The sequence below is a fragment of the Agromyces aerolatus genome, assembly GCF_031432255.1.
In the GTDB taxonomy this organism is placed as follows: Bacteria; Actinomycetota; Actinomycetes; order Actinomycetales; family Microbacteriaceae; genus Agromyces.
In genome coordinates this window covers 144788-162526 of the sequence record NZ_JAVKGQ010000004.1, presented here as the reverse complement: position 1 = coordinate 162526, position 17739 = coordinate 144788, and the positions used below count along the sequence as shown (strand labels likewise).

The window sequence follows — 17739 nt, the reverse complement described above, 5'->3', positions numbered from 1 at the left end:
AGCTATGGGAGACGACGTGGACGATTCGACGCAGGCCGCCGGAATCCAGCGAGGCCTGCCGGTCGCGATCCACGCACAGATCTCGGGCGGCATCCGGGCGCGGATCGCGTCGGGCGAGTGGCCCGCGCACTACCGGCTCAAGAGCGAGCCCGAGCTCGCCGCCGAGCTCGGCGTCAGCCGCGGCACCCTCCGCCGCGCGCTCACGACACTCATCGAGGAAGGGCTGCTCCGGCAGATCCGCGGCAAGGGCACGTTCGTCACCTCGACGACCATCGAGCCCGCGATCGCGCAGAAGCTCAGCACGCTCTCCGAAGACTTCGCCAACCAGGGCGTCGCCACCCGCACGACCGTGCTCGAGTGCCGGCTCATCGATCCGCCGAAGCCGGTCGCGGCGCTGCTCGAGGTGCCGTCCGGCGGCAAGGTCCTCGAGCTCGTGCGGCTCCGCTCGACCGAGCGCGGCCCCGTCGTGCTGCTGTACAACTACGTGCGCACCGACTTCGCACCCGGCATCGAGGGCGTCGATTTCGCGGAGAGCAGCCTGTTCGGCACGCTCGAGGGCACGTACGGCCTGAAGATCGCCACCGCACGCCGGACGTTCAGCGCCGAGGCCGCCGCGGGCGACGTGGCGACGCTGCTCGACCTCGCGGTCGGCGCACCCGTGCAGTACCTCGAGCAGGTCACCTACCTCGCCGACGACCGGCCCGTCGAGTACTCCGACGTCTGGATCCACTCCGGTCGCCTGCGCGTCACCTCGCTGCTCTCGCGGCGCTGACGCACCCCGCGAGCCCCGTCGAGACTCCCCTCGCCGAACGGTCGCGAATGGCGGGTGCCCCGGCCTCGCACCCGCCATCCGCGACCGTTCGACTGGCCTCCAGCCGCGCGGCGCGCGGCGCGGACGGCGCGCGGCGCGGACGGGCCCCGAGACTCCCTTCACCGAACGGTCGCGGATGGCGGGTGCCTCGGCCTCGCACCCGCCATCCGCGACCGTTCGACGGGCCTCCAGCCACGCGGCGGACGGCGTGCGGCGCACGGCGCGTGCGGGCCCCGAGACTTTCTTCGCGAACGGTCGCGGATGGCGGGTGTCCCGGCCTCGCACCCGCCATCTGCGACCGTTCGACGGGCCTCCAGCCACGCGGCGCGCGGCGGACGGCGCGCGGCGCGCGCGGCGTTCAGGCCGCGCGGCCGAACCCCTGCTGCAGCTCGAGGCGTGCGATGCGCGCGCGGGCGTTGCGCTCGCTCGGCGAGTCGGATCCGAGCACTCGTGCCGCGATCCAGAGCGCGAGGCGCGTGAGCGTGATCGCGGGCCACCACGGGCGGCGCAGGCCCAGCAGCGAGCGGATGCTCCGGGGCAGCGACGCGACCGCGCCGCCGAACAGGATCGGGTAGGCGAACCCCGTGAGACCGGGCAGTCCCGGCCGTCGCAACCAGCGCACGGCCTGCACCACCCGCTCGTCGACCTTCGCCTCGGCGAGGAACTCCTCGAGCTCGGCGTGCAGCTCGGCCACGGACTCGGGCGGATCCGTCACGCCCATGAGCCGGCCGGCCTGCGCCCACTCCCGCACGTACGCATCGGGGCCGCCCGGAATCGTCCCGCCCCAGACCTCGTGCGCCCCGAGGAACGCCTCCGTGAACGCGTCGTGCACCCAGCGCAGCAGCTCCTGATCGCCCGCCGAGTAGGGGCGCTCCGCGCCCGAGGCATCCGTATACGTGCCCGCGACCCGCTCATGCAGCCGCGCGACGTGCACGGACGCCGCCGTCGCCGCGCGCCGGTCGCCGAACGTCGTCGTCGCGACCCAGCGGATCGTGCCGTCGAGCCGGCCGAGCGGGTCCTCGGAGTACCGCGACCAGTCGTGCACGCCCGCCATCGCCCCCGGGTGCAGCGTCTGCAGCAGCAGCGCGCGGATGCCCGCGACGAGCGTCGGCAGCGAGCCGTTGACCGCCCAGACGGCGCTGCCCGGACCGAAGAACCCCGCATCCTCGCCTTCGGCGAGCGCGACGGTCCACGCGGGCAGCTCCTCATGCGACCGCCGCGACCGACTCCGCAGCCGCCAGCGGCCGGTGGCCTCGGATCGCCCCTTCGCACCCATACTCGACCGTACCCCGTCTCACCCGGATGAATGGCTCGAATCCCGTCACCATTCGCGGGTTCGCCCGCGATGACACCCGCAGATCGTGACGACGACCGGCAGCGTGCCGTCAGGCGTCGCGAACGGGCTGGCGCAGGATCGTCTTGAGCCTGGCGGGCGCGGTGCGACGGGGGTCGCTGAGGTAGATCTCGTGGTGGTCGCCGTTGAAGGTCAGGCCGTGGGCGGGCATCCACTCGTCGTGGAGGCGGGCGAGCGTGGGCCCCTCGTCGTCGTACGAGCCGAGGTGCAGGATCTGCGCCGAGCGGCCCTCGTGCAGCTCGATGAGCCGCACGAGGTCGAGCGCGGGGTTCGCCGGCTCGCCCTTCGCCTTCGCGCGCACGGCCGCGACGGCGTCGGCCACGAGCTGCTCGTCGATCCAGTCGGGCTGCGCGATGAGCATGGTCCAGCTCCACGCGCGCTTGTCGCGCGTGACGAACGCGGCGGGGTCGTCCGCCCGCCAGAGCCCCTCGAGCGGCGCGACCGCGAAGTCGCGGCCGAGCTCCTTCTTGCTGCGGAACTTCAGGGTGTACGCGGTGCCGTAGAGCGCCTCGACCGCGCGCGCGTAGGCCGGCTCGGTGTTCGGGTCGCCGTGCCCGTCGACCGCGAGATAGCGCATGGGCGGCACATCGACGAGGACGAAGTCCTTCGCCGAGGGGGCGTAGGGCGCCTTCTGGGCGCGCTTCACGTCGTACTTCTCGTCGGGCACGGGGACTCCTTCGGGTTCGCCCGGGCCGCGGGGCGGGGCCGGGTGGGCGGATGTCTCGTCGGCACCCGCTGCTCGTTGCAGGACCGCGATGGTCCGCTCGATCCAGCCGAGCTCGGCGCGGATCATGCTCACGCCGTAGTCGAACAGCAGCTCGGCGGGCGCGGGCACGTCGCCGAGCATGCGCTGCGCCGCCTCGATGCCGGCGAGGTCGGCCTCGAGCGCCGTCCGGCGCACGCCGAGCGAGCGCACGACGACGTCGGGGTCGAGCATCGGCGTGACGGCGACGCCGGGGAGCACGCGATCGTGTCGCGGCGTGGGCATGGCGATCGCCTCCAACGCCGCCTGGCGCATGGTGCGCTCGCCCTGCTCGGTGAGGTGGTACGTCGCGCGCGTGCGCGGCGCGGGTTTCGCTCCGCGGATCTCGAGGAGCCCGCGCGCGGCGAGCTTGCGCAGCAGGTAGTAGATCGACGAGTGGCCGATCGCGGTCCAGTTGCGCACGCCGCGCTCCTGGATGAGGCGTTCGAGGTCGTAGCCGTGCCGCGGCTCCTCGGCGAGCAGGCCCATGAGCGCGAGCTCGGCGTCGGTCAGCATGGCGCTACTCTAGCGCTAGGGTAACGTCGCGGTCGAGGCATCCGCGCTCGGACCGGCGGGAGGTCAGGATCGTCGCGGGTCGAGGGCGCTCGTGAGGAACTCGCGCGCGAGGCGCGTGAACTCGTCGGGCCGGTCGTAGGTGACGATGTGGCCGGCGTCGGGCATCGTCACGAGCCGCGAGCCGGGTGCCGCCTCGGCGGCGGCCGCGAGCTCGGCGTGCCCGACCAGGGGGTCGCGGTCGCCGCGCACCCACAGTGCGGGCACCGCGAGGCGCGGGAGCTCGGGCAGCAGGTTCAGGCGCATCGAGAACGGACCGTACGAGTGGATCTGCCAGTCGTCGAGCGCGAGCTCGCCGTGCCGCTCCTTCGCGACGGCCTCTTCGGTGGCGAGCCTGAGGATGTCGTCGAAGTCGCGCGTACGCTCGCCCTCGACGAGGTTCGCCGTCATCGACTTCCTGATCGCCTCGGGGCGCCGGGCGAGGTACCGCGTCGTCAGCCGCAGCGCCCCCGGCGTGCGCATGAAGAGCCAGGTGAGGAACTGCGCCTGGCGCTTCGCGCCGAGGCCGCCCGGCCCGACCGCGAGCAGCGCGCTCACCCGCTCGGGGCGACGCAGCGCGTAGCTCGTCGCCACGCCGCCGCCGAGCGACAGCCCGATCAGCGCGACCCGCTCGAGCTCGAGCGCATCGAGCAGCTCATCTAGGAACCGTCCGTAGAACGCGTCGTCGAGCACGCCGCGCCACGGCCGGCTGCCGCCGTGCCGCGGCAGGTCGATGAGGTGCACGCGGGAGTCGGCGGACAGCTCGGCGGCGACGCCTCGCCACACGCCCTGCGCCGTGTCGAGCATGGCGCCGTGCAGGAGGAGCAGCGGCGGGCCGGTGTCGCCGCCGCGGTACAGACGTACGGGTCCGCCCGCGACGGTCAGGTCGGTGTGGGTCGCGAACAGGTCGGTCATCGTTCCTCCATCGCATCGAGTTGCCCGCTGAGCCGCTCGATCAGCGCCAGCTGGGCGGCACGGGCGGTGGCAGCATCGGCCGGGCGGCCGGGCGCGAGCCCGCGACCGACGACGCCGGCGAACAGCTCGACGCTCTCCCGCAGCCGCTCGGGGGTCACGGCGCCGAGCACGCCCGCCGAGTGGATGAGGCCGACGGTGAACACGCTCAGCACGCGCACGATCACGTCGGCCTCGATCGCGGGGTCGATGACGCCCGCACGCTGCAGCTGGCCGACGTAGTCCGCCAGCCAGGCCGTTCGAGTCGGATAGCGGTCGTCCGCCACGTCCTGCACGTGGGCACCGAGCACGCGCTCGTCGCCCGCGTAGAGGGCGAGCATGAGCGGATCGTCCAGCAGCGCCTCGACACCGAACCGGTAGATCGCGGGGAGGTCGACGAGCCCGGGCGCCTCGACGACGCGGGCGTGCACGGCCGCCGTCGATTCGCGCATGCTACGCCGGAGCACGGCGTCGAGGATCGCAGGCTTGTCGGCGAACTCGAGATACACCGCGCCCTTGCCGATGCCGGCACGCGACGCGATCTGCGCGATGGTCATGCCGGGCCAGCCCTCGGTGAGGGTCAGCTCACGCGCGGCGTCGAGGATGCGGCGCCGGCGTTCGGGAACGAGTGGTCGCGGCATCCGTCACCCTTCCGTAGTGACCAGAGATCATATTCTGGTCACTACAGGCTACACGACGCCGGGGCCGCGCACATGCACGCGCTCCCCCTGCGGGGTCAGCAGGTTGAGGATCTCGGCCGGCTCGAGCGACGCGCTCGCGGTGCCGTGCGGCGTCCGGGTGTCGAACTCGGCGGCCTCGCCGGCCTCGAGCACGAACTCCTCATCGCCGAGCGCGAGCCGCACGCGCCCGCTGAGCACGTAGATCCAGTCGTAGCCACCGTGCGAGCGCTGCTCGACGGGCTCGCCGGGCGGATGCCCCGGCAGCACCATCTTGAACGCGTGCAGGTCGGGGTTGCTCCGCGTGAGCGGGATCATCGCGCGACCATTGCGATAGATCGCCTTGGGGTGGATGCGCGGATCGGCGATCTGCGGCGCCCCCACGAGGTCGTCGAGGCTCGCGCGATACACCGCCGCGAGCCGGACGAGCAGATCCAGGGTCGGGCGGCGCCCGCCGGACTCGAGGCGCGAGAGCGTGCTCACCGAGATACCCGTCTGTGCGGACAGCTCGGCGAGGGTGAGGTCGCGCCGGGCGCGCAGCGCCCGCAACCTCGGCGCGACACCGTCGAGCATGCGGTCGAGCTCGGCGACGGACGGGTCGGGCGGGTTCGACGGGTCGGAGGTGGACGGGTCGGCGTCGGCCATGGGGCATCCGTTCGTTGCTGTTCCGGCAAAGCTGCTTGCCGTTTCATGGTACGCCGAGGCACGATCGGATCATGCAGCACACCACCTGGGACGTCATCATCGCCGGCGGCGGCAGCGCCGGCCTCAGCGCCGCTCTCATGCTCGGGCGTTCGCGCCGGCGCGTGCTCGTCATCGACGAGGGCGCGCCGCGGAACCGATTCGCCGGGCACATGCACGGCGTGCTCGGCCGCGACCACACGTCGCCGCTCGACCTGCTCGAGGCCGGCCGCGCCGAGCTCGGCCGCTACGACGGCGTGGTGATCCGGTCGGGCGAGATCGTCGAGGCGGCCGGCGACCTCGAGCGCGGCTTCACGGTCACGCTCGCCGACGGCGAGCGGCACGAGGGGCGACGGATGCTCCTCGCGACCGGCCTGCGCGACGCCCTCCCCGACGTGCCCGGCCTCGCCGAGCAGTGGGGGCGCGGCGCGTTCCTCTGCCCCTACTGCGACGGCTGGGAGCAGCGGGACCGTCGCATCGCGGTACTCGCGACCACGCCCGCCTACGTGCACGCGACCCAGCTGCTGCGCCAGCTCTCCGCGAACGTGACGTTCTTCGCGCACGGGTTCGAGCTCGCGCCGGAGGCGCGGCAGGGGCTGGTCGCGCGTGGCGTCGCGGTCGAGGACCGGCCGGTCGACCGCGTCCTCGCCGACGGGACGGGTGCGGTGCGAGGCATCCGGCTCGCCGATGGCCGCGAGCTCGACGCCGACGTGATCTTCGTCAGCCCCACCCCCGAGCCGAACGACGCCCTCGCCCGCGCGCTCGGCGCCGACTTCGCCACCGGGCCCGACGGCGTCGACTGGGTGCAGGTCGACGCGATGGGCCGCACGAGCGTGCCCGGCCTCTCGGCCGCCGGCAACCTCACCGACGGCCGCTCCTCCGTGCCCTATGCCCTGTCGGCCGGCAGTATGGCCGGCGCCATGCTGAACGCGGACCTCGTCGAGGAAGAGGTGCGGGCCGCCGTCGCGGCGAGCCCGTACGCGCTCTGAGCACGGCACGACTCCGTCACCAGTCGTCGGCAGCACCGCACGACACACCGCCCGCCCGGGGTATCCGCCCGGTGTGTCGCCTGCGCGTGCCGACGACCGGCGACGGCACTCGCTACAGGTGTCGACCGAGGAAAGCGCGCACCTGCCCGTACGCCGTGTCACCCTCGGCGTGCACGCCAGGGAAGAAGTAGTACCCGTGCGGCATGCCCTCGGGCCAGTAGCCGACGGCGGGCAGGCCATGGCCGTCGAGCAGCTCGACGAACGCCTTCGCCGAGTCGACGATCGGATCGTGCGTGCCCGCCGTCAGGTACGCCGGCGGGTAGGCCGACAGGTCGGCGTAGATCGGGCTCGCGAGCGGCTCGGTCCAGGGCGTGGTCGGCAGGTAGGCGCTGCGGATGAATCCGAAGAACGCGCTGTCGTACACGATGCCGCGGGGCGCGAGCCGCTGGAACGAGTCCCACCGCTCCTGCACGAAGTCCACGAACGCGCCCAGCATGACGACCGCGCTCGGCGCGGGCAGCCCGCGCTCGCGCGCGACGAGCGGGATCACCGCGGCATAGTTCGACCCCGCCGAGTCCCCGGCCACCGCGATGCGGGCGGCGTCGCCGCCCAGGCGGGAGGCATCCGTCGTCAGGAACCGGTAGACGTCGACGACATCGTCGAGCGGCGTCGGGAACGGGTACTCGGGCGCGAGCCGGTAGTCGGCCGACACCACGAGCGCGCCGTTGTCGCGCGCGAGCCGGCGTGTCAGATAGTCGGTGTCGTCGCTCGAGCCGACCGTGAACCCGCCGCCGTGCACGTAGAGGATCACGGGCAGGGATGCCTCCGGCGCCGCCGCCTGCGGCCGGTACACCCGGGCGCACGCGACCCCGTCGCGGACCGGCAGATACACGACCGTCACGTCGACGTCGGGCACCGCCTCGGCGCCCGACGGCGGGACGAGCGCCGGGTCGGGCTTGGGCTGATCGGCGCCGATGTAGCCCGTACGCACGGGCTTGATCATCATGTCGCGCAGCGCGACGGGCTGCCGGTTGTTCGCGATGACCCGGTACGACGGCATCGCCGGATCGTCGGGGTCGATGTAGCTCAGGCCGTCGATGGCACGCACGACGGTCACGTCCTCCGCGCCGGCGGGGATGGCGAGCAGGGTCGAGTCGATGGGGGCCACTCCCCCATCGAAGCGGAGATGCGGCGGTCACGTCTAGGGCGGGGCCGTGCGAGACCTCGCGGAAGGCGTGCGACGCAGACGGGACCGTGGTCCCGTGACAACGGGACATCCCTGCTGCCAGCATGAGCGCATGTCACCCGACGCGCGCCGCACCTCGAGCCGGGTCGCGGCGCTCGTCGTCGCCGGCGTCGCGCTGGTCGCGGGCGTCGTCGCGATCGCGATCGACCTCGCCGTGCTGCCAACGTATTCCGAGCCGCCGATGTCGGCGGGGTGGTCGGGTGTGCTGCCCGGGCTCGCGCTGCTGATCCCCGGGTGCCTTCTGCTGTGGCGGCTGCCGTGGCATCCGATCGCCGTCGTCCTCGCGGGCTTCGGCGCGCTGTGGGTCGTCGACGGGCTCGCGTCGGCGGCCGTGAACCTGGCGTGGTTCACCGACCGCGACGCGTGGTGGGCGGCGCCCGCGTTCTGGTTCTTCACCCGGGCCGGGTCCGTGCTGATCCTGCCCGTGACCCTGCTGCTGGTGCTCTTCCCCGACGGTCGGCTGCGACGCGGCGGCTGGCGCGTCGTGTCGATCGCGGCGATCGCGCTGGGGCTCGTCATGCCGGTCGCGTTCATGTTCTCGCCGCCGTCGGCGCTCGTTGAGGACGAGCCCGCGCGTGCCGAGCTGCTCCAGGTGTTCGGCGGGTGGTCGCTCGCGCTGCCGCTTCCGGATGCCGCGTGGACGGCGCTGCTCGCAGCCTCGGGCCCGTGCCTCATGGCGAGCCTCGTGCTCGCGCTCGTCGTGTGCGTGAGCCGGCGCTTCGGGGCGTCGGCCGATGAGCGCGCGCAGCTGCGCTGGCTGCTGTGGTCGGGCGCGGTGTTCGTCGCCGCGCTCGCGATCTTCCCGTTCGTGCCGACCCAGGTCGTCGACGTGCTGCTCGCGGTCACGCAGGGACTCATCGCGTCATCCGTCGTGGTCGCCGTGACCAGGTACCGGCTGTACGCGATCGACCGGTTGCTGTCGTGGACGCTGGTCTACGCCGTGCTCGTCGCGGCGATCGTCGCGGTCGACGTGCTGCTCGTCCTCGCGATCGGCAGCGCGATCGACGACCGGGTGGCCATGCTGCTCGCGGTGATCGTCGTGACCGTGGCGTACGCGCCGCTCCGCGGCCGCCTGTTCGGGTTCGCGAGCCGGCTCGTCAGCGGCCGCCGGGCGGACCCGTACGACGTGGTGTCCTCGCTCGGGAGGCGACTCGAGGCAGCCCCCGACGGCGCCGGACGGGTCGCGGCGCTCGCCGACGCGATCGCCGACGCGTTCGGCGCGCGGTTCGTGCGGGTCGAGCTCGCGCGCGCGGGCGTCGACGGCGCCGAGGCCGGCGTGCCCCGCGCCGGCGGACTGGCGGCCGAGACCGGGCGCACGACCGACGCCAGCATGCTCGCCGCGGAGTCGGGCGCGCGCGTCGCCGACCTCGTGGTCTTCCCGATCGACTACGCCGGCGAGACGATCGGGCGCATCGAGATGGAGTCCGGCCGCCGGCCCGTCGTCTCGGCGCGCGACCAGCAGCTCCTCGGCGACCTCGTGCAGTTCGCGGCCGCCGCGATCCGCAACGCCGAGCTCGGCCGCGAACTGCAGGAGATCCGCGAACGCCTCGTGCTCGCCCGCGAGGCGGAGCGTTCGCGGCTCCGCCGCGACCTGCACGACGGCCTCGGGCCGCTGCTCGCGGGTGTGAAGCTGCGGCTCGAGACGTCCCGCAATCTCGTCTCGCGCGAGCCCGCACGCTCGCTCGAACTGCTCGACGCCGCGATCGACGAGCAGACCGAGGTGATCGCCGAGATCCGACGCATCGCGCACGACCTGCGGCCGCCGGCGCTCGACGACCTCGGGCTCGCGCGGGCCGTCGAGCAGCTCGGCGAACGCCTGTCCGGCGGTGGTGTCTCCGTCTCGGTCGAGGCCGCGCTGCCGCGCGACCTGCCGGCGGCCGCCGAGGTCGCCGCGTACCGCATCGCCGCCGAGGCGATCGCGAACGCACGCAAGCATGCGGGCGCGACACGGGTGCGCGTGCGGCTTTCGGTCGGGCCTGGGCGGGTCGATCCGGGGCGGATGGATTCGGGGCGGATCCATTCGGGGCGGATGCCTCGGTCTCGACGCGTGGACGTGACGCGAGCCGGCACGCCATCGGACCCTGAAGCGCCGACGGCCGGCCGAGACGAGACGCCGGGTGACGTGCGCCGTGGCTCCGAGGGAGCCGGCGGAGTGGCGGCGCCGCGTGGCGAGTCCGGCGCATGGCAGGTAGCCCGGGCCCAGGGCGGGCCTCACGGTCAGCGGATGCTCCGCGTCGAAGTCGTCGACGACGGCCACGGCATCCCGGCCGATGTGACGCGCGGCGTCGGGCTGCGGTCGATGCGCGAGCGCGCCGAGGAGCTCGGTGGCACCCTGTCGATCGTCGCCGCCCGCCCCGCCGGCCCCGCCGGCCCCGCCGGCCCCGCCGACGCGATGGCGCACGAACGTGTGATGGAAGACGAAAAGTGGGTTGGAGCTCCGCCCTCCGCGTCTCCAACCCACTTTTCGATTTCCAACGCGGAGCGGGCCGGCACGCTGGTCGTCGCACTGCTGCCGATCGCGGCGGCGGACGACGTCGCGCCCGAGACATCCGTCCCGGCCGAGGCATCCGTGCCGACCGAAGCATCCGTCCCGCCCGAGGCATCCGTCCCGGCCGAGGCATCCGTGCCGACCGTGACATCCGTGCCGGCCGAGACATCCGTACTCACCGGCCTTGATCCCGATCCCGACGCCGAGGAGGCGACCGCCGATGTCCGAGACTGAGCCGATCCGGGTGCTGCTCGTCGACGATCACCCCGTCTACCGCGACGGGTTGTCGATGCTGCTCGACTCGACGGGTGAGGTCGCGGTCGCGGGCACCGCTGCCGACGGCGAGGAGGCGCTGCGCGCGATCGACCAGCACGAGCTCGACGTCGTCGTGATGGACGTGCAGATGCCGAACCTCGACGGCATCGCCGCGACGCGCGAGCTCGTGACGAGGCATCCGCATCTCGCCGTCGTCGTGCTCACGATGTCGGAGGACGATGAGACCGTGTTCGCGGCAATGCGGGCCGGGGCGCGCGGGTACCTCGTGAAGGGCGCGAGCCAGCACGAGATCCTGCGCGCGATCCGGGCCGTCGCGGGCGGTGAGCTCGTGTTCGGCGCCGCGATCGCGCAGCGCGTTGCGGCGTTCTTCGCCGCAGGGCCCGCGAACTCGCCCGCCGAGGTGTTCCCGCAGCTGACCGCGCGCGAGCGCGAGGTGCTCGACCTCCTCGCGGCGGGGCGGTCGAACCCGCAGATCGCGCAGGCGCTGTTCCTCTCGCCGAAGACCGTGCGCAATAACGTGTCGAACATCTTCGCGAAGCTGCAGGTCGCCGACCGCGCCGAGGCGATCGTGCGCGCCCGCGATGCGGGCCTCGGGCGCGGGTAGCTGCCGTCTGCCTGCGTCCGGCTCGACCGGGTGCGCTGCCGCGCCGGCTCGTACGGTCTGCGCCAGCGACGACGGTCGTGCCTGGCGCTGACGGTCGGCGCGGGCGCGGTCAGCAGGGCAGCGGGGGCCTAGCGCCAGGAGTCGAGCCGACGCATCGGATCACGCCGGATGTCCCGGGCGGTGGTCGGGACATCCGCGGGACGGCGCTCCCTGTGGGCCCGGGGCACGCCCCCGGGAATCTGGGATCACGGCCGAAGAGCGGCCGCCCACACACAGGAAGGCCAGATCATGAACCTCTTCGACCCCAGCATGGTGACCGAAGCCAGCACGCCCGTCGCGGCCCCGCGCCCCCGCGAGGGCGTGCCGGTGCTCGCGGTGCGCGGCAAGGCGGCGGATGCCTCGGCGGCACCTCGCGCGAAGCGCGGCGGCGACCTCGGACCGGTGCGACCCAATCGGCTGCAGCGCCTCGGCGGCCTCGGCCTCATCGCGGCGCCGCTGCTGTTCGCCGGCGGCATGCTCACCTCGCCGCAGCAGACCGCGCCCGGGAACGAGGGCTACATCGCCTCGCTCGCGGCGGATCCGGCGCTGAGCCTCGCGTCGGCGAACTTCCTGCACTACGGGTGGGTTGCGCTCGCGTTCGGCGCGATCGCGGCACTCGGCCTCGTGCGCGGTCGACGCGGCCGGGTATGGATGTCGATCGCGTCGGTCGTGCTCGCGTTCGGTGCGATCCAGATGTCGGGGTTGTTGCTCTCAGACTGGTTCCTCGTGAGCATGGGCAACTTCCTGCCGATCGAGAGCGCCGCCGCGGTCGATGCGGCCGCGAAGGAGGCATCCGTCGCGATCTGGCAGTACTCGGGCATGGCGTGCGGCATCCTCGGCATCGCGGGCCTCTCACTCGGTCTCGCCCGCGCCAGGGCGATCTCGTGGTGGATCGCACCCGTCGCCTTCCTGCCCTGGATCCTGCCCGCCGTCCTCGGCGGCCCCGTCGGCGTCGTCGCCGCGACCCTCTGCTACGCCCCGCTCATCGTCGCCGGCATCCGCCTCGTTGCGAAGCGCTGACCCTGCGCCCCGGCGCGACATCCGGCGACCGGCCCGGCTCTCCTCCCATGAGGGCCGGGCCGGTCGCCCGTGACTCTCAGTTCGCTCGGTTCACCTCAGCGATCACGCTCTCCGCGTACCAGAGGTAGGAGTCACGACCGTCCGGGAGCTCCACCGCGTCGTTTCCGTAGACGTCATATGCGATACGGACGAGCTCTTCTGGGTGGGTGATGCCGAGATGCCGGGCGAGGACGACCAGATCCGCGAAATCCTTGTCGCGACCCGCGGCGAGCTTCATCGCCACGAGTTCTCGTGCGGTTGCGACAGCGACATGGACCTCGTCATCGGAGGCAGCCACGTCCACGCGGAACCAGCCCGAGCCGGCCGAGTTGAGCCAGCCGGGCAGCAAACCGAGCTCGTCAGCCATCTCGGCAACGACCGCGAGTACCTCGTCCGCGGGTTCGACGAGTGCATCGATGTCTCTGGTCACGCGCACCGCGGGGTCGTTCGGGAAGCGCAGCAGCATGGCCGCGCCGCCGGCAATGCGGATACCCCCGCGAACACCCCGTTCACCGAGCCGTCGGACCAGTTCGTCCAGGAGCGCCCGAACGGTATGCGCGTCGAAGGGCCGGTTCATGCGGTCGAGAGGGAACGCTCGTCGAGGAAGATGTTCAAAGCACGCAGGCGCGGCGGCGTGGTGCGCTTGGCTCGCTCGCGCAGCGGAGCGAAACGTGAGACGTACCAGCGACGGCTCAGCTTGCTGGGCGCGGCCCACGCGGGCCGTCGCGCCGCGGGGATGGCATCGCCGTACACCGCTTGGAACAACTGCTCCCACCGCGGATCTTTGAGGCTCGACGCACGGGTTGCGAGATCCGCGTCACTGAACTCGTCGGAATGCTGCCGCACGACCGACGCCGCGTGAGTGAGGAGCCTGAGCGCATAGCTCCCATCGCGCTCGTCGAGCGCCGCGTTCATCCGATCCGTGACCGCGTCAGGCAGGAATTCGGCGAACGGCGAGCTCGGACGCGCGGTCAGCGCGAGCCGGCACCCCATCGCGGCGAGGGCTCGATCGAGAGTCTCGAGTTTGACGGTGCCGTCGCGCTCGGACCGCTCCATCTGCGAGACGGCGCCCGCCGTGATCCCAAGCCGCGCTGCGAGGTCGGCGCCGGTGAGCCCAGTGCGCTCACGGGTCGTACGGATTAGATCGGACATGCACCGAGTATAGCTCTAGCTGATTCACGCGCTTTGCCCGGGCGCGCGTACCGCGCATCCGGCATCTCCGCGCCCCCTCCTCGCAGATCGCAGACACGTCTAGCCTCGCGGAATGGCTGATTACGCCCGGTACGAACTCGAGACCGTGCGGCTCGTCCGCGACGACGGCGCCACCGAGGTCTGGTTTCCGGACCCGGTCGAGCCCGAGGAGGCCGCGTTCTCGGCCGAGCTGGCCGCGGCGTTGCGCGACCCGCACGCGAACCCCGCCGCACTCGCGGCTCGCGTCGGCGACGAGCTCGGCTCGGCGTTCGAGGTCGAGTACGGCTCGCCTCGGCGCCGACGGTTCCCGTGGCGTCGGTCGCGCACCGCTCGGTACCGGTCGTCGCAGCCGGCGATGAATCCGGATGCCTCGGCGGCATTCGAGGCTCGGGCCGCCGCCGCACGCGCACGTCACGCGGAGCTTGCCGACGACGCCGCGTGGGCGGCGACGCCCGACGCCGCGGAGATGCTCGGCCAGGGCGGCGTCGGTGGTCCGTTCACGTTCGGGAATCGCACCGGCGAGATGTTCCGGCCGCGACCGCGCCGCCGCCGATAGTCCTGCAGCCACGGAGCGCGACGTCGTAGGCTCTCGGCGTGGAGGACTACTCGCGGTACGAGCAGGAGATCGTGCGCCTGTTCTACGACTACACGGACACCGTCCTGTGGTTCCCCGACCCGGTGCCGTACGACGAAGCCCGTCTCAGCCCCGAGCTGACCGAGGCGCTCCGCGCCTGGGGCCGGCGCCACGACGAGGGCCTCCGGGTCGACCAGCGGTGGCAGTCGCCCGACCTGCCGGCCCAGCTCGCGGCCGAGCTTCCCGAGCTCGTCGAGCGCGTGGGCGACGAGCTCGGTTCCGCGTTCACGGTCGAGTACACGAGCCGGCCGGACGATCCGATGGCGTGGGCCGGGTCGCGCAAGGTGCGCTATCGATCGACCGAGCCGCCGACGAATCCGGATGCCTCGGCGGCATTCGAGGCGCGGGCCGCCGCCGCGCGGGCCGAGGCCGAGGAGCGCGCGCAGCGCGCGTCCGCCGGGCCGAACCCGAACGTCGTCATGGCCCGCCGCGATGGAACGACGGGCGAATGGTTCGCGATTCAGCCTAGGAGCGGAAAGATCTTCCGCCCGCCGTCCGGGTGACCGCTCGGCCCGCTCGCGCCCGGCGCAACCCCCTCCGATGGCACGACGCGCGGACGTAGCCTCGGCTCATGAGTGATCAGAACGCGGCGAGCGGCATGCCCGACGACACCGAGCAGCCGACGATCGAGGAGACCGACGAGACGTACGGCTCCGACGCCGAGGCGCAGGCCGCGGCCGACCATGCCGGTGGTGTGGGGTCGCCGGTCGGGGTCGCGTCGGAGGGCCGGGCGCGTACGAGCGAAGCCGACGACGGGGACGACGGTACCGACCGTTAGCCGTCGCGGAGGGGTAGGAGCTCGCCGTCGGTCTGACACGAGGGACAGTATTCGGCGGTCGTGCTCGCGAACGAGAACGAGTGGATCGTTCCGCCGCAGACGGGGCACGGCTCGCCCGCACGGCCGTGCACACGCATGGCTGCGGTCTTCGCGGCCTTCAGCTCGGCGATCGGCACGCCGCGGCGGGCCTCGGTCGCGCGGCGCATGAGGTCGACGACGGCGGCGAAGAGACGGTCGAGCTCGTCGGCCGAAAGCGACGACGCGTGCGCGACCGGCGAGATCTGCGCGGCGAACAGGATCTCGTCGGAGTACGCGTTGCCGATGCCGGCGAGCGACTCCTGCTCCTGCAGCACGGCTTTCACCTGCTTGCGCCGGCCGACGAAGGCGTGATCGAACTCGGCGCGCGAGAAGCGCGGCGACACCGGGTCGGGCCCGAGCTTCGCGACGGCCGCGACCTCGGTCGGCTCATCGACGACCCAGCCGCCGAGCGAGACCCAGTCGCCCGCATCGGTGAGCTCGAGGGCCGGTCCCTCGTCGAACGCGATGGTCGCGAGCGTGACCGGCCCCGAGGCATCCGTCTCGTCTGGATCGGTGGCGACCTCGTCGGTGGCCTCGCCCGCCCAGCGCGCCCAGCCGTGCCGGCCGAGGGAGACGACCAGGTGGTCGGAGCCGTCGAGCGCGAGGTCGAGCAGCTTGCCGTGGCGGCTCACCCCGAGCACGCGTTCCCCGACGATCGAGCCGATCGGCCGCGCCCGCGTCTTGTTCACACGGAACTCGAGCACGTCGACCTCGCGCACCGCACGGCCCGCGAGCCGCTCGTCGAGCTCGTCCGCGAGCGCTTGCACCTCAGGCGACTCAGGCATGCGCCCAGCCTGGCACGCCCCGCCGACGCGGTCTACGGGCGCGCGTCAGGGCGCTCGTACACCACGCGATCGCCGAGGGAGACCCGGTCGACGACGCCGGATTGAGCATCGGACCAGGCGATGTGTGCCAGTCCTGAGGTCGTTCCGGTGGTGTTGGAGTACTCGACCACGGCGAGGAGCGGCGTGGCGTCGGGTTCGATCCGGTAGGCGAACGCGTCGATGAACCCCTCGTCGCCCGCCGCGTTCATGGCGTAGATCCGCCCCACTGCTGGCGGGTAGCCCCAGTCGATCAGCTCGAACCTGGCCTCGGCACCGTCGGGGTGCGTGACCCGGGTGTAGGACTCGTAGTCGATCGTCGTGACCTGCCCGGCCGGGTCGGTCACCGATCGGAGGTGGTCGGCCTCCGGCCCATCCCAGAACCGCTCGAATGCGCGGTCGGTGCGGTCGCCGGTTTCGTCGATGGTGGTGATGACGTTGCCGGCGTCGTCGAAGTAGTCGACCGCGCCGGTGGCGAGCGAGCGCAGCGTCGCGATGTAGGGGCGCGCCGGCACCTGCCCATCGCCGCGAGCCGGCACGGTACCGGCCTCGCGGGTGAACACGATGTCGGTGAGATCTCCGGAGACGCCTGACGGCGATTCCGGGTCGACTTGGTGGAGGCCATGGCCCGGTACATAGAGGCGGTCGAGACCCGCCTCGCGCTGCAGGTACGGCGTACCCCACGTCCAACCCGGCCCGAAGAAGGCCGCGCGCGTGACGTTCGCCACCGTGCTGTCCCAGGTGATCCCGGCGTGACCGCTCTCGACCTGGGCGCCGCCCAGCGAGCCACCGACGTGCAGCACGATCCCGTTGCCGGCATCGATGCGAACGGGGGTCTCGACGGACTTTCGACGCTCGTCACGCAGGTTTTCGACGGCCTGGGCGAGCGCCGTACCGGTCGAGCCGTGCACGATCCCGATCGACAGCGCGCCGGCCAGCAGCGCACAGCTGGCGGAACGGCCGAGCCGGCGGGCCGCATCGCGCGCACGCTGAAGGAATAAACGAGTTGGCATTGTATTATATTAGCACACACGCACGGAGCCCGAGCTGATCACGCCGTGCTCAGCCGACCTCTTTCGGCGCGGACGGTGCGCTCAGGCGGTGTCGTCCTGGCGCTGCCTCCGCTCGAGCCTGCGATTGTGGCGGTGCATCCACACCAGGGGTGGGAGTGTTGCGAGCACGACGATCGCCACGCTCCACATCCCGATGTCGAGCGCCAGCGTGCCGACGCCGAACACCACCAGTCCGGCCCCGATGCTGCGAAGCGCAATCGACCAGCCTGGGAGGCGTTCGGGGCGAGCGAGGTACGGGATGAGACAGTCGGCGTTCGCCTCGAGCAGCATCCGCATCGACCACATCGACGCGACGAAGCCCGCACCGATGACGAGCCACGCCAGTCCGCTTCCCATCAGGCCATCCGAACACGCAAGCCGACACGCGTCAATCGGGCCTCGCCCGAACGCGGACGACGAGACACGTCGCGGACCGATGGCCTGATGGGTCGCCGAAGCGGACAACATCTTTCCTTGTGCGGACGCCTCGGGCAGGATGTCGGAGACCCCGACTCGAAAGGCACTCGTGATCGCGTTCCCTGGACCTCACCTGCTCATCGTCCTGCTGTACTGGGCCGTGATCGGGGCCGCGATCTTCGGACTCGTCTACCTCGCAGCCCGTCTCGCCTTCGTGCATGCGCTGCACAAGCACGGGCTGATCCCTCCTGCACCGGGGCGCTCCGCGCCCCCAGCGACCGACGACCCCGCGTAGGTCG

The 17739-nt window shown here is 72.5% G+C and carries 20 protein-coding genes; 9 read left to right on the top strand and 11 right to left on the bottom strand.

Annotated elements, in window-relative coordinates; all coding sequences use genetic code 11:
* Positions 1-16 precede the first annotated feature (16 nt).
* Entirely contained in the window at positions 17-772 is a 756-nt protein-coding gene (locus RH864_RS07300) for a GntR family transcriptional regulator (RefSeq protein ID WP_310516870.1), read from the top strand.
* 397 nt (positions 773-1169) lie between these two features.
* On the opposite strand, the gene RH864_RS07295 is transcribed toward RH864_RS07300, so the two are convergent.
* The 5 genes from RH864_RS07295 to RH864_RS07275 all read right to left on the bottom strand — a co-directional run bounded on the left by RH864_RS07295 (position 1170) and on the right by RH864_RS07275 (position 5732).
* Entirely contained in the window at positions 1170-2087 is a 918-nt protein-coding gene (locus RH864_RS07295) for an oxygenase MpaB family protein (RefSeq protein ID WP_310516869.1), read from the bottom strand.
* Positions 2088-2196: 109 nt separating this feature from the next.
* Positions 2197-3423, bottom strand: a complete 1227-nt coding sequence (locus RH864_RS07290; RefSeq protein WP_310516868.1) for a GyrI-like domain-containing protein — start codon at positions 3421-3423, stop codon at positions 2197-2199.
* A 63-nt stretch (positions 3424-3486) separates the two neighbouring features.
* Positions 3487-4374 (bottom strand): alpha/beta fold hydrolase, encoded by an 888-nt coding sequence (locus RH864_RS07285; protein WP_310516867.1) that lies wholly within the window; start codon positions 4372-4374, stop codon positions 3487-3489.
* Complete coding sequence (locus RH864_RS07280; RefSeq protein ID WP_310516866.1) at positions 4371-5051, bottom strand: TetR/AcrR family transcriptional regulator; 681 nt, start codon at positions 5049-5051, stop codon at positions 4371-4373. Before RH864_RS07280 ends, RH864_RS07285 begins: the two co-directional genes overlap by 4 nt.
* A 48-nt stretch (positions 5052-5099) precedes the next feature.
* Positions 5100-5732, bottom strand: a complete 633-nt coding sequence (locus RH864_RS07275) for a helix-turn-helix domain-containing protein (RefSeq protein WP_310516865.1) — start codon at positions 5730-5732, stop codon at positions 5100-5102.
* A 71-nt stretch (positions 5733-5803) separates the two neighbouring features.
* Here RH864_RS07275 and RH864_RS07270 point away from each other — a divergent pair, with 71 nt between their 5' ends.
* Positions 5804-6757 carry an NAD(P)/FAD-dependent oxidoreductase gene (locus tag RH864_RS07270; RefSeq protein WP_310516864.1) on the top strand — a complete coding sequence of 318 codons (954 nt, stop codon included), beginning with the start codon at positions 5804-5806 and terminating at the stop codon, positions 6755-6757.
* A 112-nt stretch (positions 6758-6869) separates the two neighbouring features.
* Here RH864_RS07270 and RH864_RS07265 read toward each other — a convergent pair whose 3' ends face one another.
* Complete coding sequence (locus RH864_RS07265; RefSeq protein WP_310516863.1) at positions 6870-7925, bottom strand: alpha/beta hydrolase; 1056 nt, start codon at positions 7923-7925, stop codon at positions 6870-6872.
* Between the two features lie 130 nt (positions 7926-8055).
* Between RH864_RS07265 and RH864_RS07260 the strand changes: the two genes are divergently transcribed.
* The 3 genes from RH864_RS07260 (at position 8056) to RH864_RS07250 (ending at position 12430) form a co-directional block, all read left to right on the top strand.
* Entirely contained in the window at positions 8056-10725 is a 2670-nt protein-coding gene (locus tag RH864_RS07260) for a histidine kinase (RefSeq protein ID WP_310516862.1), read from the top strand.
* The gene (locus RH864_RS07255) at positions 10712-11371 is read left to right on the top strand and encodes a response regulator transcription factor (RefSeq protein ID WP_310516861.1); all 660 of its coding nucleotides are present in this window, start codon (positions 10712-10714) and stop codon (positions 11369-11371) included. The genes RH864_RS07260 and RH864_RS07255 overlap by 14 nt, the downstream gene beginning before the upstream one ends.
* A 288-nt stretch (positions 11372-11659) precedes the next feature.
* Positions 11660-12430: a hypothetical protein gene (locus RH864_RS07250; RefSeq protein WP_310516860.1), complete on the top strand. Its 771-nt coding sequence runs from the start codon at positions 11660-11662 to the stop codon at positions 12428-12430.
* A 76-nt stretch (positions 12431-12506) separates the two neighbouring features.
* Here RH864_RS07250 and RH864_RS07245 read toward each other — a convergent pair whose 3' ends face one another.
* Together RH864_RS07245 and RH864_RS07240 are read right to left on the bottom strand one after the other, a co-directional pair.
* Positions 12507-13046, bottom strand: a complete 540-nt coding sequence (locus RH864_RS07245; protein WP_310516859.1) for a hypothetical protein — start codon at positions 13044-13046, stop codon at positions 12507-12509.
* Entirely contained in the window at positions 13043-13621 is a 579-nt protein-coding gene (locus RH864_RS07240; protein WP_310516858.1) for a helix-turn-helix domain-containing protein, read from the bottom strand. The genes RH864_RS07245 and RH864_RS07240 overlap by 4 nt, the downstream gene beginning before the upstream one ends.
* A gap of 112 nt (positions 13622-13733) precedes the next feature.
* Here RH864_RS07240 and RH864_RS07235 point away from each other — a divergent pair, with 112 nt between their 5' ends.
* The 3 genes from RH864_RS07235 to RH864_RS07225 all read left to right on the top strand — a co-directional run bounded on the left by RH864_RS07235 (position 13734) and on the right by RH864_RS07225 (position 15072).
* Positions 13734-14216: a hypothetical protein gene (locus RH864_RS07235; RefSeq protein WP_310516857.1), complete on the top strand. Its 483-nt coding sequence runs from the start codon at positions 13734-13736 to the stop codon at positions 14214-14216.
* Between the two features lie 38 nt (positions 14217-14254).
* Complete coding sequence (locus RH864_RS07230) at positions 14255-14797, top strand: hypothetical protein (RefSeq protein WP_310516856.1); 543 nt, start codon at positions 14255-14257, stop codon at positions 14795-14797.
* 68 nt (positions 14798-14865) lie between these two features.
* Positions 14866-15072 (top strand): hypothetical protein, encoded by a 207-nt coding sequence (locus tag RH864_RS07225; RefSeq protein WP_310516855.1) that lies wholly within the window; start codon positions 14866-14868, stop codon positions 15070-15072.
* On the opposite strand, the gene RH864_RS07220 is transcribed toward RH864_RS07225, so the two are convergent.
* From RH864_RS07220 to RH864_RS07210, 3 genes are all read right to left on the bottom strand, one after another.
* Complete coding sequence (locus tag RH864_RS07220) at positions 15069-15935, bottom strand: Fpg/Nei family DNA glycosylase (protein ID WP_310516854.1); 867 nt, start codon at positions 15933-15935, stop codon at positions 15069-15071. The two genes, RH864_RS07225 and RH864_RS07220, sit on opposite strands and share 4 nt — an antisense overlap.
* A gap of 32 nt (positions 15936-15967) precedes the next feature.
* Positions 15968-16984: a hypothetical protein gene (locus RH864_RS07215; RefSeq protein ID WP_310516853.1), complete on the bottom strand. Its 1017-nt coding sequence runs from the start codon at positions 16982-16984 to the stop codon at positions 15968-15970.
* Between the two features lie 81 nt (positions 16985-17065).
* Complete coding sequence (locus RH864_RS07210) at positions 17066-17380, bottom strand: hypothetical protein (protein WP_310516852.1); 315 nt, start codon at positions 17378-17380, stop codon at positions 17066-17068.
* Between the two features lie 169 nt (positions 17381-17549).
* Between RH864_RS07210 and RH864_RS07205 the strand changes: the two genes are divergently transcribed.
* The gene (locus RH864_RS07205) at positions 17550-17735 is read left to right on the top strand and encodes a hypothetical protein (RefSeq protein WP_310516851.1); all 186 of its coding nucleotides are present in this window, start codon (positions 17550-17552) and stop codon (positions 17733-17735) included.
* Positions 17736-17739: the final 4 nt, after the last annotated feature.

Coding starts and splice junctions, on each gene's coding strand:
- RH864_RS07240 (WP_310516858.1), bottom strand. CDS start 13,621: ATGTCCGATCTAATCCGTACGACCCGTGAGCGCACTGGGCTCACCGGC.
- RH864_RS07290 (WP_310516868.1), bottom strand. CDS start 3,423: ATGCTGACCGACGCCGAGCTCGCGCTCATGGGCCTGCTCGCCGAGGAG.
- RH864_RS07285 (WP_310516867.1), bottom strand. CDS start 4,374: ATGACCGACCTGTTCGCGACCCACACCGACCTGACCGTCGCGGGCGGA.
- RH864_RS07210 (WP_310516852.1), bottom strand. CDS start 17,380: ATGGGAAGCGGACTGGCGTGGCTCGTCATCGGTGCGGGCTTCGTCGCG.
- RH864_RS07295 (WP_310516869.1), bottom strand. CDS start 2,087: ATGGGTGCGAAGGGGCGATCCGAGGCCACCGGCCGCTGGCGGCTGCGG.
- RH864_RS07215 (WP_310516853.1), bottom strand. CDS start 16,984: ATGCCAACTCGTTTATTCCTTCAGCGTGCGCGCGATGCGGCCCGCCGG.
- RH864_RS07245 (WP_310516859.1), bottom strand. CDS start 13,046: ATGAACCGGCCCTTCGACGCGCATACCGTTCGGGCGCTCCTGGACGAA.
- RH864_RS07220 (WP_310516854.1), bottom strand. CDS start 15,935: ATGCCTGAGTCGCCTGAGGTGCAAGCGCTCGCGGACGAGCTCGACGAG.
- RH864_RS07255 (WP_310516861.1), top strand. CDS start 10,712: ATGTCCGAGACTGAGCCGATCCGGGTGCTGCTCGTCGACGATCACCCC.
- RH864_RS07275 (WP_310516865.1), bottom strand. CDS start 5,732: ATGGCCGACGCCGACCCGTCCACCTCCGACCCGTCGAACCCGCCCGAC.
- RH864_RS07260 (WP_310516862.1), top strand. CDS start 8,056: ATGTCACCCGACGCGCGCCGCACCTCGAGCCGGGTCGCGGCGCTCGTC.
- RH864_RS07280 (WP_310516866.1), bottom strand. CDS start 5,051: ATGCCGCGACCACTCGTTCCCGAACGCCGGCGCCGCATCCTCGACGCC.
- RH864_RS07225 (WP_310516855.1), top strand. CDS start 14,866: ATGAGTGATCAGAACGCGGCGAGCGGCATGCCCGACGACACCGAGCAG.
- RH864_RS07250 (WP_310516860.1), top strand. CDS start 11,660: ATGAACCTCTTCGACCCCAGCATGGTGACCGAAGCCAGCACGCCCGTC.
- RH864_RS07235 (WP_310516857.1), top strand. CDS start 13,734: ATGGCTGATTACGCCCGGTACGAACTCGAGACCGTGCGGCTCGTCCGC.
- RH864_RS07270 (WP_310516864.1), top strand. CDS start 5,804: ATGCAGCACACCACCTGGGACGTCATCATCGCCGGCGGCGGCAGCGCC.